This is a genomic window from Streptosporangiales bacterium, from assembly GCA_009379955.1.
Classification (GTDB): Bacteria; Actinomycetota; Actinomycetes; order Streptosporangiales; family WHST01; genus WHST01.
The window spans coordinates 1-15037 of sequence record WHST01000146.1 but is presented as its reverse complement, the minus strand read 5'-3'; the positions used below and the strand labels follow the sequence as shown (position 1 = coordinate 15037).

Annotated in this window: 13 protein-coding genes and 1 pseudogene; 7 read left to right on the top strand and 7 right to left on the bottom strand. The window is 67.3% G+C overall.

What is annotated here, in order from left to right:
• Positions 1-452: 452 nt before the first annotated feature.
• From GEV10_28665 to GEV10_28635, 7 genes and pseudogenes are all read right to left on the bottom strand, one after another.
• Positions 453-782 carry a hypothetical protein gene (locus GEV10_28665; GenBank protein ID MQA82389.1) on the bottom strand — a complete coding sequence of 110 codons (330 nt, stop codon included), beginning with the start codon at positions 780-782 and terminating at the stop codon, positions 453-455.
• 198 nt (positions 783-980) lie between these two features.
• The gene (locus tag GEV10_28660; protein ID MQA82388.1) at positions 981-1553 is read right to left on the bottom strand and encodes a hypothetical protein; all 573 of its coding nucleotides are present in this window, start codon (positions 1551-1553) and stop codon (positions 981-983) included.
• Positions 1554-1852: 299 nt separating this feature from the next.
• Positions 1853-4075, bottom strand: a complete 2223-nt coding sequence (locus GEV10_28655) for an alpha-galactosidase (protein MQA82387.1) — start codon at positions 4073-4075, stop codon at positions 1853-1855.
• Complete coding sequence (locus GEV10_28650; protein MQA82386.1) at positions 3964-4818, bottom strand: ABC transporter permease subunit; 855 nt, start codon at positions 4816-4818, stop codon at positions 3964-3966. Before GEV10_28650 ends, GEV10_28655 begins: the two co-directional genes overlap by 112 nt.
• 14 nt (positions 4819-4832) lie before the next feature.
• A complete protein-coding gene (locus GEV10_28645) occupies positions 4833-5774 on the bottom strand; it encodes an ABC transporter permease subunit (protein ID MQA82385.1) in 942 nt (313 codons plus the stop codon).
• Positions 5774-7084: an extracellular solute-binding protein gene (locus GEV10_28640; protein MQA82384.1), complete on the bottom strand. Its 1311-nt coding sequence runs from the start codon at positions 7082-7084 to the stop codon at positions 5774-5776. The genes GEV10_28645 and GEV10_28640 overlap by 1 nt, the downstream gene beginning before the upstream one ends.
• Before the next feature lie 54 nt (positions 7085-7138).
• Positions 7139-9166, bottom strand: a pseudogene (locus tag GEV10_28635) (beta-galactosidase).
• 306 nt (positions 9167-9472) lie between these two features.
• Here GEV10_28635 and GEV10_28630 point away from each other — a divergent pair.
• The 7 genes from GEV10_28630 to GEV10_28600 form a co-directional block, all read left to right on the top strand.
• Positions 9473-10264, top strand: coding sequence for an SDR family oxidoreductase (locus tag GEV10_28630; protein ID MQA82383.1), 792 nt, complete (start codon positions 9473-9475; stop codon positions 10262-10264).
• Positions 10265-10281: 17 nt separating this feature from the next.
• On the top strand, positions 10282-10989 hold the full coding sequence (locus tag GEV10_28625; protein ID MQA82382.1) for an FCD domain-containing protein: 708 nt from the start codon (positions 10282-10284) through the stop codon (positions 10987-10989).
• A complete protein-coding gene (gene dgoD / locus GEV10_28620; GenBank protein ID MQA82381.1) occupies positions 10986-12131 on the top strand; it encodes a galactonate dehydratase in 1146 nt (381 codons plus the stop codon). The genes GEV10_28625 and dgoD overlap by 4 nt, the downstream gene beginning before the upstream one ends.
• A 41-nt stretch (positions 12132-12172) precedes the next feature.
• Positions 12173-12781, top strand: a complete 609-nt coding sequence (eda, locus tag GEV10_28615; protein MQA82380.1) for a bifunctional 4-hydroxy-2-oxoglutarate aldolase/2-dehydro-3-deoxy-phosphogluconate aldolase — start codon at positions 12173-12175, stop codon at positions 12779-12781.
• Positions 12778-13725 carry a sugar kinase gene (locus GEV10_28610; GenBank protein MQA82379.1) on the top strand — a complete coding sequence of 316 codons (948 nt, stop codon included), beginning with the start codon at positions 12778-12780 and terminating at the stop codon, positions 13723-13725. The genes eda and GEV10_28610 overlap by 4 nt, the downstream gene beginning before the upstream one ends.
• A gap of 2 nt (positions 13726-13727) precedes the next feature.
• On the top strand, positions 13728-14621 hold the full coding sequence (locus tag GEV10_28605; protein ID MQA82378.1) for an SMP-30/gluconolactonase/LRE family protein: 894 nt from the start codon (positions 13728-13730) through the stop codon (positions 14619-14621).
• A 110-nt stretch (positions 14622-14731) separates the two neighbouring features.
• On the top strand, positions 14732-15037 hold a 306-nt coding region (locus GEV10_28600), incomplete at its 3' end, for an ATP-binding cassette domain-containing protein (protein ID MQA82377.1).

Here is a 15037-nt window from a genome sequence, read left to right as displayed (position 1 = left end):
GTTCCCGGCGCTGCCTCAGGTGCGGGAGACGCGGCTTTAGGCGGGGTCGAACTCGTCGGGCTGCGGCTCGCCCGGCTGCGTGAGGAAGTCCGTCTCGTCATCCGCCGCGAGGACGACGAACCGCAACTCGATTCCCCCGCTCGGCTTGTAGACGTTGTACGCGAGGGCCACGCGGCCATCGGCCCCGACCATGCGACGCACCACCCGATGTCGCCGGCCGTCCGCGCCGCGCCGCTCATCACCGATACATACGTGCACAGCTGGCTTGCCCATCGGCTCATCGTAGCCGAACATTAGTTCGACTTGCGTCGGCTCGACGAGCCCGTCCTGAGCAGCCCGTCGTCGTCGCTTCCCTGGCTGGGCGGCTCCTCGCCTGCGTGATGCTGGCGTTGCAACACCGACGCGGCAGCGTGACGACGCGGGACGGCCAGCCTTCGCGGCCAGGGTGTCGATTACAGCGATGCCTGAATGTGCGGGCACGCGCCGGTGGCGTACTCGCCTGGGTGTGTCTCGCGCAGCCGCCGCCAGAACGTCTCCGAGCCGCGTTTGGCGAGAGTGATGTACCAGCGGTACCCGGGCAGGTCGTTGCGTAGTCGCTCCAGAACCCTGCGGCCCAGCCCTTTGTTCTGCTCCGCTTCGACCAGACCGATCTCGCCAAGCAGGACGTACTGGCACGTGCGGCAGGCCCAAAAGTCGACCCCGCCAATGTCTTGGTCGTCGCGGTAAATCCGGAACGACGACCGGGTGACCTCGTTGCTCTCCCGATCGTGGCGGCCCGCCATCAACTCGACGTCGCTCGCCCTCGAAGTGCCGGCTCCGAATCCGTAACAGCCGTAGCAGCGACAACTGCCCGCGGAGCCGGAGCTCGTTCGTCTCCCAACAGAGTCACGTCAACTGGCGTCACATGAGCTCGGCGACGTGCTGAGGCCACAGTTGCGTCCCAGCGCGTTCGCTCACGGCTGGTGGCTGCCACTCCCTGGTCAGCCGTGCCCTGATCTCGCCGTTGCGAGGCATGTCAGTCGTCGCCAGCATGTGATGTGCAGTCTCCAGTGGAAGTTGTGGTTGTTCCGTACCTCCGCGACGTCTTCCCTGTTGGCGCCTCCCAGGTCGGCGGCCCTTCCTACCATGGGTTCGATTCCGATTGCGCGGTATGGGGCGTCGGTTGGCCAGCCGCAAAGGTTCCGCCACAGGAACATCGACAGCAGACGCTGATCCGCCCGTCTACGAGTGCTCCATGTGAGAGCGAGAGCGTCGTTCTGGTCGAGGACGGTTACGTGCTGACAGTCCAGGAGGCACGCACCAGTGGCCGTGCCGTCGTTGGGCCCCAGCTGGTCGAGGGGCATGCCCAGGCCGTTTGGCCAGGTCACTTCGGTGCTCACTCCTGTTTGGGGGTAGTCGAGGATGCGCGCATGCGTCACCTCGGGCGCAGCAATTCGTGCTTCCGACGAGAGATCGAGAAGGATGTGCACCGCGTGGAGGAACCGTTCAGGAGAGGCAGCGGTGAGGCGGTAGTCGACCGCTATCTCGCCGTTGACGTCGACGTCTCGTTTCAACGTGCATGGTCCTAGTTGGACGTAGGCGTGTGCGTCCGAGCCCGCCCATGGTCGCGACCAGGCGTCCCCGTGATCGGGAAGGCCTCGAATTGTTGGGAAGCACTCCTCCGCGCCGCCGGCGTCGACGAACGCGTCTCCGGGTCGCACCTGCGCGCGTCGGGTCACCACTTTGTCGTCCGGGTTCCGCCACAACCACTCCCGGTAGGGAGAGGCTAGTGAGGTCCAGCGACCCCCATGGGCTAGATCGATGGTGAGCGACAGCCTTGTTCGACGCCAGCCGTGCCCAGGCGGCATCGTGGTCATCGGTCGATGCGGTCGAACACGAGTACGTCGCAGTCTGGCGCGATGGAGAACGGCACTGGGACGCCTCGTTCGGATGCCTCGGAGCCCGACAGTACGACGTCAGATCCTCGCAGGCGGTAGCGGTGGGACGGCTGCAGATCGGCGAAGTAAATGCGCACGCTCGGAGGGCATTGTCCTCGAGCCCATACCAGCAGCACCACCTTCCCGTCGGTGGTGTACTGGATTGCGTACGAGTCATCTGTAGGTGAGCCGTGTCTGAAGACGGTTCCTCGGTGAATGGTCGAGCGAATTTCTTGGTAGAGCTCAACCAAGGTCGCGGCGTGCTGCATGCGGGCCGGATCCCATTGCATCAGATCTGCGCCGATGCCAAGGGCACCTGCCATCGCGACCACGAACCTGAACTCCAGACTTGCTGGCTCTACGTTGATGTGGTCCGGCTCGTCGGTGACCCACGAACTCATCACCGATGGTGTGAACGCCGAGAGGAACCCGTGCTGGATGGCGAGACGGTCGCGTGGACCGGTTTCGTCACTGGGCCAGACGACATCGCAGACCGCAAGCACGGCGTTGTCGATGCGTCCGCCGCCGCCGGCGCACGCCTCCACGGTCACATGCGGGAAGTCTCTGCGGAGCATCGCCATGACTCGCAGATAGGCTCGGGTGTGCTGGATCGACCATTCACGCCCATGCGGGTCCGCGGGGCGACCGCCGTCGGTGACCGGCCGGTTCATGTCCCATTTCAGGTAACTGATGGGGTAGGTCGTCAGCAACCGTGTGAGCATGTCAGCGGCCCAGCGCTCCACGTCCGGCCGGCCGAAGTCGAGGATGTACTGGTTGCGTATGGTGGTGAAGGGTCGGTGCCCAGCGTGGTAGACCCAGTCAGGGTGTTCCCGGTACAGGTCGCTGTCGGGGTTGACTGCTTCGGGTTCCACCCACAGGCCGAACCGCATGCCGAGTCCGAGCACTCCGTCGATGAGCTCTTCCAACCCGTGGGGGAACTTGGCGTCGTCGACATGCCAGTCACCCAGGCCCGAGCGGTCGCTGGTGCGCCCGGTGAACCATCCGTCGTCGACGACGAATGCCTCGGCGCCGAGTCGAGCCGCGCGTTCGGCCAGCGCGAGTTGGTGGTCCACGCGGACGTTGAACTCGGTGGCGTACCAGGAGTTGTAAACGATGGGTCGATGCTGGGGGCCCAAGTCACGGGCGAGCACCTCCCGCTGGTAGGCGTGCCAGGCACGGCTCAGTCCGGTCAGCCCGTGCGGGCTCCAGATCCCGAGCATGTGCGGCGTTTCGAACCGCTGCCCTGGCTGAAGCTTGACGTCGCCTGTCTCGTCGTCGAGACCTCCACTCACGCGGACGTGGCTGTGGAATGGGATGGCGTCCACGAGCATACGCCAGGACCCGCTCCAGGCCAGCGCGACACTGTAGGCATCGTCATCCGACGCGCCGCGCGCCTGCGGAGTCTGCAGGGCCACGAACGGGCTGTACCGATGGGATGTGATGCCTTGTCGGCTGCCGATCGAGAACTCGCCGGCGGTCAACTCCACCTCGACCGGTTGGAACTCGCGCGACCACTGGCCCACCAGGGTGTGGAGGCGGGCACCAGGACCCACGGGGACGTTCCAGCCGGCACTGAAGACTCGCGTGAGCACCACCGCATCGGTGGGGTCAGCATGGCCACCATGGTCAACATGGCTGACCTCGGCCCATCGCTCGACGACGTCATGCCGCGTTGAGGTGAGCACGTGAAGGGTGACCGTGATGTCCCCCGCTGGGTCGGTGAGCAGTGCCTGTAGGTGTGTGGAGTGGCCGTCGCGGTCGACACGAACGCTGTCGTCGGCCAGGCGCAGGTTGATGCCGTCGTGTCCGGCGGGACGTTGAACGATCAGCTCGCTGGTCGTGGTGTGTCTGGTTCCGAGGGCGGCGTACTCCAACGGTGCCAGGTCGAGCAGGGTGGCGAAGTGGAGCCTATCTGGTGCAGTCCAGGGCTGGTCCCGCCCTGGTGCCCCCCAGTGCTCGAGCACCAGGCCAGCCTCTGCGGGCGCTCGGGTGATGACATAGGTCGACGTGGCGGTGTGCAGCGTCCAACGCGCCGCAGGCTCCGACGTCACTTGTTCGATCCCACCAGCAGACCGGAGACGAACTGTTTCTGGAACATGAAGAACACCACCGCAGGCGGAATCACGGCGACGATCGACCCAGCCGCGACGACGTTCCACGAGGTCGAGTAGCCGCCCTGCAGGTTGAGCAGTGCCGCGGTGATCGGGAACTTTGTCTCCGTCTGCAGCACCGCCATCGCCCAGATGAGGTCGTTGAAGATCCACGTTGTCGCCAGGGCCGTCAGAGCGGCAAGCGGCGGGCGGGACAGCGGCAGGACGATCCCCCAATAGATCCGGGTGGGGCCGGCACCGTCGATCACTGCGGCCTCGAACACTTCATTCGGCAACGAGCGCATGAAGCCATGCAGCACGAACGTGTAGAAGCCCAGACCAAAGCCCACCTGGACCGCGATCAATGCGAAAAGCGTGTCGTAGATCCCGAGGCCTTGCGCGATGCGGGAGACCGGGATGAGCAGGATCTGCGGCGGCAGCAGGTTGCCGGCCAGCATGACCAACAGGATGGTACGGGCAAAAGGAATCCGGTATCTGCTCAGGGCATAGGCCGCCAGCGAGCTGAGGAAGAGACTGGCCAGTACCCCCGAGAGTGTCACCACGGCGCTGTTGACCAGGGCCGTGCCGACCGCGCCTCCTTGGAACGCCTCGACGAACCCGCCCAAGGTGAAGGTCGCCGGCAAGGCCCCCAGCCCGTGTAAGGCGATGTCGTCGAAGGACCGGAAGGCGATGGTCATGACGTACAAGATGGGGCTGAGCCAGAGCAGCGCCAGCGGCCCCATGACGATGTGGAACCAAGGGATGCCGGACTTCTTGCCGACCTGGCCGCTGGGGCTGGGCGACCGCTCCATCGCTAGCGACATGGTCAGGACTCCTCCATGCGGGCCTGGCGCACCAGGTAGGTGATGATGAAGGTGATGGCCAGTAGGAAGATCACGACAGCGATCGCCGACCCGTAACCGAGGTTCACGAGGGTGAAGCCCTGCTGGAACATGTAGGTGCTCAGCAGGTGGGTGCTGTTGTAGGGGCCTCCCCGGGTCATGGCCCAGACGATGTCGAACGTTCTGAGCGAGTCGATGACGGTCACGGAGAAGACGACGGCGTTGACGCCCTTGAGCTGGGGCATGACCACACGCCAGAATGTCTGCCAGCCGTTGGCGCCGTCGACGGAGGCTGCCTCCTCCAGGGTTGAGTCGCAGCCCTTGAGCCCAGCGAGGTAGAGCACCATGATGTAGCCGACCTGGCGCCATACGGCCGCGATCAGGATGGCGTAGAGCGCGAGGTCTTCGTTCGCGAGCCACTGCACGGTTACGGCTCCGAGACCCCCGAGAGCCAGCATTTGGTCGATGGGCCCCCCGGGCTGGTAGATGATCCGCCAGAACAGCCCGGTGACGACCAGGGAGATCACCATCGGCAGGTAGATGGCGCTGCGGTAGAAGCCGACGCCTCGCCGGGGCCGGTTGAGTGTAACTGCGAGGGCCAGACCGATGGCGACGGATGCTCCACCGAAGCCGATAGCCCAGATGACGTTGTTGCGCAAGGCCATGTGGAACACCGGGTCGGCCATGAGGTCGGTGTAGTTGGCCCAGCCGACGGGCTCGGCGGGGCCGACGCCTGACCACTCGGTGAACGACAGTGAGAAGCTGTTGAGGGCCGGCCAGAAGACCCAGAACGCCTCCACCGCGAGCGGAAGCAGCAGGAACAGCCACACCACCGCTGGAACACGTTTCCGGCGTCTGCGGCGGCGCCGGTCGCTGGCCGGCGCGGTGGGGCCGCGTGCCGCGGGGGCGCGCTGCGTGAGGGTCATCACCGGGCGGTCTCCGCGGACTGCTGCCACTCGGCCAAGATGGCCTTCATGTCGCCTGGGTTGTCCAGGAACTTGGTCAGTGCGGTGTCGGCGATGGCCTGCATCTCGTCGCTGGAGTCACGGTTGAAGAACTGGGTGATTTCTTCGGTCTCCCGCAGCAGCTGCATGCCCTTCTGCAGGATGGGGGTGAAGTTGGAGGTGTCGACTTCGGGTGAGGTAGGCAGGTAGGCGGCGCCGTCCTGAGCGGTCTTTTCGATGAAGGCCTGTTGGGACTGCGGCGAGGCTAGGTAGTCCAGCAGGGCCAACGAGCCCTCGGGGTTGTCGGTGTTGGCCGAGGCGAAGAAGCCGTCGGTGGGTGCCTCCTCTGCGCTGGGAACGCTCGGGTCGATGGTCGGGACGGAGAAGAAGTCGAGGTCGCCTCGCTGGTCTGCAGGCATGTGCTGGATGGTGAAGGCGCCGGTGAGGTACATCGCTGCGGAGTTGTCGGTCAGCGCCTGACTCGCCTGCTGGTAGTCCCACGAGGCCATGTTGGGGTGGAAGTAGGGGATCAGCCGCCGGTACTGCTCCATGACCTCCACGACCTGCCGATCTGTGAACGAGTGCTCGCCTGCCAGGAGTTCGCGGTGATACCTCGCCCCGTTCACCCGGAGGTTGAGGTAGTCGAACCAGCCCGACGCCATCCACGGGGTGGAGCCGATCCCCTGCGTGAGCGGGGAGACGCCCTTGCGTTTCAAGGTCTCGCACATGGCCAGGAAGTCCTCCCACGTGTCCACCGGCTCGACCCCCCAGGACTCGAACGCGGACTTCTTGTAGAACAGGGACCACCAGTAGTTGAAAGTGGGCACGAAGATCTGCTGGCCCTCGGAGCTGGTCGACAGGCTGCGCAGCGCGCTGGAGAAGTTCGCGCAGGGACCATCACCTCGCCACAGCGAGGACACATCGAGCAGGAGGCCCTCCTCGGCGTAGGAGTTCGCCACCGGCCCGGCGTACCAGGTCAGGACATCGGGGGGGTCGGAGGAGGTCAGATACGTCGACAGCTGGGCACGGAACTGCTCGGTGGCCACGGAGTTCACCGTCACCTCGTAGTTCCTCATGCGGGCGGCCAGCTCCTCCAGGGCTTGCTCCGGCGCGGGGTCCTCGATCGAGTTCTGCAGGATCAGCTCCTTGGATGATCCACCCCCTTGGTTGCCTCCGGGTGTTCCAGAGCCCACGCATCCGCTGAGCAACAGCGCGCCGGCGCCACCCGCGGCCCCCAGGAGAAAGCTGCGGCGTGTGACCGGGTTCAGTCCCGGGTTCGTGACCTGCTCCATCTCGAGCTCCCTTGCCTAGTGTCGGGCGTGTTCCTGGATTCGGGCTGTCGCTGCTTATGGCCGCGCCGGTGAGTGGGCTCTGGCTCCGCGTCGCGGGCGGCGCAGCACGGCAACGCTGCGTGCACCGACGACCAGCTGGTCTGCCTGACTCTGCGCGCTGCAGGCCAGCACCTCCCCGTCGATGCCGTCGATGGGGACCGCTGCCTCCCCCCGGTTGATGAGGAACCAGTACTCCGCGGTGTCGTTGTGCCGGATGGCGAGTTCGATGCGACCGGTGACCGCCTCGGGCAGCTCGGGCGTGACCGCTGCTCGACCGAGCAGCTGCTGGAGTACCCATCGGCGACCGGCGTCGTCGAGTCGGGTCGAGACGTAGGTCGTCGACCCCTCGCCGGCGGGCCTCCTGGTGATGGCGGGACGGTCGGCCTGGGCACCGGTGGAGTACCGGGCCAGTACCTCGGTGCCTGCGGCGACGTCGATGGTCTCGGTCCACAGGGTGCCGGAGGCGTCGTTGTCGAGCCGCACGTGCTCGTCGGCAACCAGGGGCGAGAACTCCTCGATGCGGATGCCGAGCAGGTCACGTAGCGCCCCGGGGTAGCCGCCCGGCCACACGTGGTCGTTCTCGTCCACGATGCCGGAGAAGTACGTTGTGAGCAGATGCCCGCCTCCGGCGACGTAGGTGGTCAGCCGCTCGGCGAGGTGGGCGGGTACCACGTGCAGGATCGGGGCCAGGATCACGTCGTGCTCGTCGAAGGCGGCAGACGTCGGCAGGACGTCGGTCCGCACGCCGGCGTCCAGGAGTGCGGCATACCACGACAGGGCCTCGTCGTGGTAGCGCAGCAGCGACGTCGGATGGGAGTCGAGCTCGCTGCCCCACCACGACTCCCAGTCGAAGAGAATGCCGACCCGAGCGCGCAGGCGTGGCGACCCGGCGACCTCTGCCAGCCCCTGCAGCGTCGTGCCGAGGTCGGTCACGGCCCGAAAAACCGCGCTGTCCTCGCCAGCATGGGGCACCAGCGCCGAGTGGTACTTCTCCGCTCCGGCAAGCGACTGGCGCCACTGGAAGAAGCAGACGGCGTCGGCGCCGTGGGCGACGTGGGTGAGGGAGTCGCGGGCGAGCTCGCCGTCACGTTTGGGCAGGTTGACCGGCTGCCAGTTGACGGCACTGGTCGAGTGCTCCATGAGGAACCACGGGCGTCCACCGGCGATGCCGCTGGTGAGGTTGGCCGAGAACGACAGCTCGTCGAACCGTCGCCGGTCGGCGTGCAGGTAGTGGTCGTTGGCGACGAAGTCCACCTCCGCGGCCCAGCCGGCGTAGTTCATCTCCTGGGTCTTGCCCATCACCATGAAGTTGGTGGTGACGGGGATGTCCGGGGTGAGTTCGTACAGCAGGTCCCGCTCGGCGCGCAAATACTCCTTGAGCGCGTCGGACGAGAACCGCTTGAAGTCCAGCTGCTGCGTCGGGTTGGGGAACGAGGCGGCCAGCCGCGGTGGGAGAACCTCGTCCCAGGCGGAGTATCGCTGGGACCAGAACGAGGTGCCCCACGCAGTGTTCAGTCCCTCGATCGTCTGGTACCGCCTGCGCAGCCAGGAACGGAAGGCATCTGCCGCGTCGTCGGAGTAGTCGTAGACGTTGTGACAACCCAACTCGTTGGAAACATGCCAGGCCGCGAGCGCCGGATGGTCGCCGTACCGCTGGGCAAGCGCTCGCACGAGCTCCAGCGCGTAAGAGCGGAACACTGCGGAGGTGGGCCGCCAGTGCTGGCGGGCGCCGGGCCAGACCGTCTCCCCCGTCCGGGTGACCGGCAGCACCTCCGGATGCTTCGCGGTCAGCCACGGCGGCGGCGAGGCGGTTGCCGTGGCAAGGCACACGGCAACGTCGTTTGCGTGCAGCAGGTCGAGGACGTCGGCGAGCCAGCCAAACTCCCACCGCGACGCCGTCGGCTGCAGCTGAGACCAGGAGAAGATCGCCAGCGAAACGATGTTGACCCCGGCCTCTTTCATGAGCCGCACGTCCTCGTCCCACACATGCCGCGGCCACTGCTCGGGGTTGTAATCAGCACCGAAGGCGATCCGCGCCGCGGGCACCTCACCGGAGACCTCACGCGGCGAGCGCAGCCACCGTCCGCCCGGGTGAGCGGTCACCGGTCGCCTCCCCAGGTGGTGCGCATGTCCGTCGCTAACCCACGACCAGAGCACCGCAAACCGGCACGAACGCGACCCCGCGACAACATCGGCACGCCTCCTTCAGACGGACACCGCCGCTCCACCTCGGGCGCTCAGCGTCCGCGCTCACCGCCCGCGCCGCACCCGGGGCAATCACTCTGCCCGCGCCCACCTGCGGCTGTCAAGATTAAGTCATATAAAACTCATTAGTGTAGAGTTCCGCGCATGACCAGCAGCGAGGCTCCCGCATCGGGCGCAGAGCGCTTCCGTGATCGGGTTGCGGTGGTTACCGGCGCCGCGTCTGGGATCGGTGCAGCCACCGCGGCGCGTCTAGGACGCGACGGGGCCAGCGTGGTGCTGATGGATGTCTCCCCACGCGTGAGCGAGGTGGCAGATCAGCTCCGGAACGCTGGATGCACCGCGATCGCACAGGTAGCCGACGTCAGCGATCCCGCCCGGTGGGGCCAGGTCGTGAACGCCGCACAGGAGGAGTTCGGACCGGTGGACCTGTTGGTCAGCAACGCCTTCACGTTGGACTTCGCGGCCGCCCACGAGACCACCCCGGAGTCATGGGAGCGCCAGATCGCGGTGAACCTGACCGCGGCACACCTCGGGTTCACAGCGTGCCTGCCGGGGATGCGCGCCAGTACGCACCCGGGGGGAGCGGCAGCCACGTTCGTGTCATCGGTGCATGCCTTCATCGGGCTGCCTGGCCACCCTGCGTACGCCGCGTCCAAGGGTGGCCTGATCTCGCTGGCACGTCAGCTCGCCGTGGAGTACGGGCCCGCCGTGCGCGTCAACACCGTGGTACCCGGTCCGATCGTGAGCGGCGCCTGGGACCGCGTCTCCCCAGAGGACCGGGAGCTGAGCGCCGGCGCAACCGTGGCGGGGCGGCTGGGAAGCGCAGACGAGGCGGCAGCCGCCATCGCGTTTCTGTTGTCCGCGGACGCGTCCTTCATCACCGGTGCATCCCTGGTGGTTGATGGAGGCTGGAGCGTCATGAAGGCCTCGGCATGAGGGCCCGGCCGGCCCCGCTGGGCGCGTACGCGGGTCGTGGACTCCACGGGGAGGTGGTGGAGATTCTCGGCCGGCGCATCCTGGCCGGCGACGTCACCGAGGGCCAGACCCTCGACCCTACCCGCCTCGAGGTCGACCTCGACGTCAGCCGCACAGTGATCCGTGAGGCGCTGCGCGTACTCAAAGCCAAGGGGCTCGTCGATGCGCGGCAGAAGCGTGGAACCTTCGTGCTTCCACGCCGGGAATGGAACCTGCTCGATGCCGACATCATGCGATGGCAGTTCGAGGCGAACCACGGCGACGACCTGATCACCGATCTCTCCGAGGTCCGCGGCATCATCGAGCCTGCGAGCGCCCGCCTGGCGGCCCTGCGCAGAACCGAGGACGACCTGGAGGTGCTGGACCAGGCGTTGGACATGATGCTGCGCGCCGCGCAGGGAGAGGGGAGCGCGGTCGCAGCCGACCTCGCCTTCCACGGGGCGGTCTTCGGTGCAACCCATAACGAGATGCTCGTGCAAATGGAGGCCGTCATGGCCGCAGGCCTTGTGGCCCGCGACCAGATGGTGCACGGCGGCATCCCCGACGACGACCCCACTCCGGCGCACGCCTCGGTGAGAGACGCCATCGTCGACGGCGACCCCGATGCTGCCGAGCAGGCGATGCGGGGTCTGCTCGCGAAGTCGGTACTCGACGTGGAACGGATCCGGGAGGGGACGCAGGCGTGAAGATCACCGGCGTCGAGACATTTCTGGTGCCGCCTCGGTGGCTATTCGTCCGTGTCCAGACCGATGAGGGCGTGGTGGGATGGGGTGAACCCGTCGTCGAAGGCCGCGCCGAGACCGTCCGCGTCGCTGTCGACACCCTCGCGGAACTGCTGCTGGGCGCCGATCCTCTCCGGATCGAGGACCACTGGCAGACCATGACTCGCGGCGGCTTCTACCGCGGCGGCCCTGTCCTTTCCAGCGCGATCGCCGGCCTCGACCAGGCGCTGTGGGACATCGCCGGCAAGGTTCGAGACGTCCCGGTGCACGGCCTGCTCGGTGGACCCGTCCGTGACCGCGTCCGGATCTACTCCTGGGTCGGAGGCGACGAGCCGTCCGAGATCGCCGACGCGATCAGCCAGCAGATGGAGCACGGCCTGACCGCGGTGAAGATGAACGCGACGGGACGCATGAGCCCCATCGCCTCACCGCGTGAGATCGACACCGTCCTTGCTCGTGTGCAGAACGCACGTGAGGTGCTCGGTGAGGACCGTGACCTCGCGCTCGACTTCCACGGTCGCGTGTCTCCGGCCAACGCGCAGCGGCTGTTGCCGCTTCTCGAGCCGTACCGCCCGATGTTCGTCGAGGAGGCTGTCCTCCCCGAGCTAGGACACCTCACCGCGCAGATCGCCGCGTGCAGCACGGTGCCGCTCGCCCTCGGGGAGCGGCTCTACTCCCGGTGGGACTTCCTCCCAGTGCTCGGCGCGGGCATCAGCGTCGCGCAGCCCGACCTCTCCCATGCCGGCGGCATCTCCGAGGTGCGACGGATCGGCGCGATGGCGGAGGTGCACGGTGTCTCGATGGCGCCCCACTGCCCGCTCGGACCGATCGCGCTCGCGGCCAGCCTGCAGATCGCGTTCGCGACGCCCAACTTCCTGATTCAGGAGCAGAGCCTGGGCATCCACTACAACCACGGGACCGAGCTGCTCGACTACGTCGTCGACAGGACGCCCTTCCGGTTCGTCAACGGCCACGTGGCCCGGCCGATCGGACCCGGGCTTGGCATCGAGGTCGACGAGGCCGCGGTGCGACGCGCGGCCGAGCTGGGCCACCAGTGGAGGTCCCCGATCTGGCGGTACGAGGACGGAGGTCTGGCAGAGTGGTAACCACCAACCCCGACAACACCAGCACCGGCGAGCTCGTCGCCCTGCTCGAGCGCCACCGCGCTTTCGCGATCATCCGCACTCGCGACCCCGAGCTCGCCGTGACATGCGCGCTGACCCTTGTTCAAGCAGGAGTCCGGGTTCTCGAGATCTCCCTGACCACACCCGACGCCCTCGAGGTGATCCGCACCGTGACCCACGAGGTCGGTGACGACGGTGGGCTCGGCGCCGGAACAGTCCCCGACGCGGCGGCGCTGCACCGAGCGGTCGAGGCCGGGGCTGCATACGCCGTCACCCCCGCCCTGAACCCGGCTGTCCGTGAGGCCGTCCGGGTCGGCGTACCCGTCGTGGCCGGCGCGCTCACCCCAACCGAGGTCGCCACCGCCGTCGACCTCGGCGCCGACGCCATCAAGATCTTTCCCGCCTCCCTCGGCGGCCCGCGCTACATCCGCGCACTCACCGACCCGTTTCCCGAAGTCGCGTTCGCGCCCGTGGGCGGTGTCTCCCTCGATTCGGGCCGGGATTACCTGGACGCCGGTGCGGTGGCAGTCGGCCTTGGGTCGCCGCTGCTCGCCGACGCGGCGCAGGGAGGCGACCTTGACGCGCTAGCAGAACGCGCCCACAAGGTGCTCGCGTCGGTCGCGCGCTCATGACAAGCCGAGGAGTCCTGACGGTCGGCGAGGCGATGGCGGTCGTTCGCTCGGAGCACCCGCTACGACTCGGCGGTCCCACGCATCTCACCGTCGCCGGCGCCGAGGCCAACGTCGCCATCGGCCTGGCGCGACTGCGCCACCCAGTGCGCTGGTTCAGCCGACTCGGCCAGGACGAACCCGGGGCCCTGGTGGCGCGAACACTGCGCGCGGAGGGCGTCGACCTCACCACCGTCCAGTACGACGATGCCGCGCCGACCGGGCTCATGCTGACCGACCGGCTCCCAGGCCGCAACGTCCGGGTCCACTACTACCGATCCGACTCCGCAGCCAGCCGCATGTCCCCTGACGACGTGACCCCGGAGCTGTTCGACGACGCCTCGCTCCTTCACCTCACCGGCATCACACCGGCCCTGGGGCCCGGGCCGGCCGGGCTGACACAGAGGCTGGCCGAGGTCGCGGCCAACCATAGGGTTACCGTCGTCCTGGACGTCAACCACCGCGCCCGCCTATGGAACCGGCACGAAGCCCGCACCGCTCTACGCAGCCTCCTCCCCTACATCGACGTGATCGTCGCCTCCGAGGACGAACTCTCGCTGGTGACCGAGGGAGACGATGAAACAGCCATGGTCGAGCGGCTGCTCGACGGAGCCACCCACGAGCTGGCGGTGAAGCGAGCCAGGCGCGGCGCCAGCCTGTTCACACCCGATAGCCGCTACGACCACCCAGCACCGCCGGTCGACGTCCTCGACACCACCGGCGCCGGCGATGCGTTCTGCGCCGGCTACCTGTCAGCCACCCTCGACGGACTCGGACCGCAAGAGCGACTAGCACGAGCTGTGACGCTCAGCGCCTGCGCCGTCACCGCCGTCGGCGACTGGGAGAACCTGCCCACACGAAACGAGCTGGACCTGCTCGGTCTGGAAGCCGGAGAAACAGTGAGGTGACCATGACCAGCCACGATCAGCACGTCGTCCGCTGGACCGACGAGACGCTTGAGCTTGGGGAGGGTGCCCGCTGGGTTGACGACCGCCTCGTACTCGTCGACATCCTTAACGGCAGCCTGTACAGCACCGCCGGCGACCGGCCGAACTCACTCCAACCACTCGCCCGCCTCGAAGGCCATCCGCTCGGCGCCGTGGCACCGCTGCGGTCCGGACCCGGCTGGATCGCCGCCGCCGGGCAAGGGATCGGCTTGCTCGCCGGCTCCGGGCACCTGACCTGGGTGGCCGAGTTGGAGCCGATCACTTGCCGCATGAACGACGGCGGGTGCGACCCTGTCGGTCGGTTCTGGGCCGGCAGCATGGCATACGACGGGACTCCCGATGCCGGCTCGCTCTACCGGGTCGACCCCGACCTGAGCGTACACAAGATGATCGACGGCCTAAGCATCGTCAACGGACCAGCCTTCTCAACCGACGGGAGCATCCTGTTCCTGTCCGACAGTGGCCACGGTCGCATCCTCAAGTTCCCCGTCGACCCCGAGACTGGCATCCCCGGCGCGCCCCAAACGTTCGCCGAGCTTCCTAACGGCAGCCCCGACGGGCTCACCGTGGACGCCGAGGACCACCTGTGGGTGGCCATCTGGGGGGCCGGCGAGGTCCGGCGCTACCGGCCGGACGGCACACTCGATGTTGTCCTGACCCTGCCCGTGCCGCAACCCACATCGGTCTGCCTCGGCGGGCCGAACCTGGACCGGCTGTTCATCACCACCGCGTCCTACGGCCTCGAGCCCGCGCCACCCGGCAGCGGTGCTGTGTGGGCGATCGACCTCCCCACGCCTGGCCTTCCGACCAACCAGTTCAACCTGCACGACCCCGCCCGCGAGCACACGACGACCTGACGTCATTCGCGCTCCCTGGGCACAGCGCCAGCCAGGACAAGGACCCCAGAACAGGTAGCACCATCCCGGCGAAATTGGCCGTACAGAACCGACGAAGGGAAGGCAACATCATGGCGACTGTGACCTTTGACCAGGCTTCACGCATCTATCCCGGCGCCGAGAACCCGGCGGTCGACACGCTGGATCTGGGCATCAACGACGGCGAGTTCATGGTGCTGGTGGGCCCGTCGGGGTGCGGCAAGTCCACCTCGCTGCGGATGGTGGCCGGCCTGGAAGAAGTCAACGGCGGCAGCATCAGCATCGGTGAGAGCGACGTGACCACGTTGCCGCCGAAGGACCGCGACATCGCGATGGTGTTCCAGAACTACGCGCTCTATCCGCACATGAGCGTGGGGGAGAACATGGGATTCGCCTTG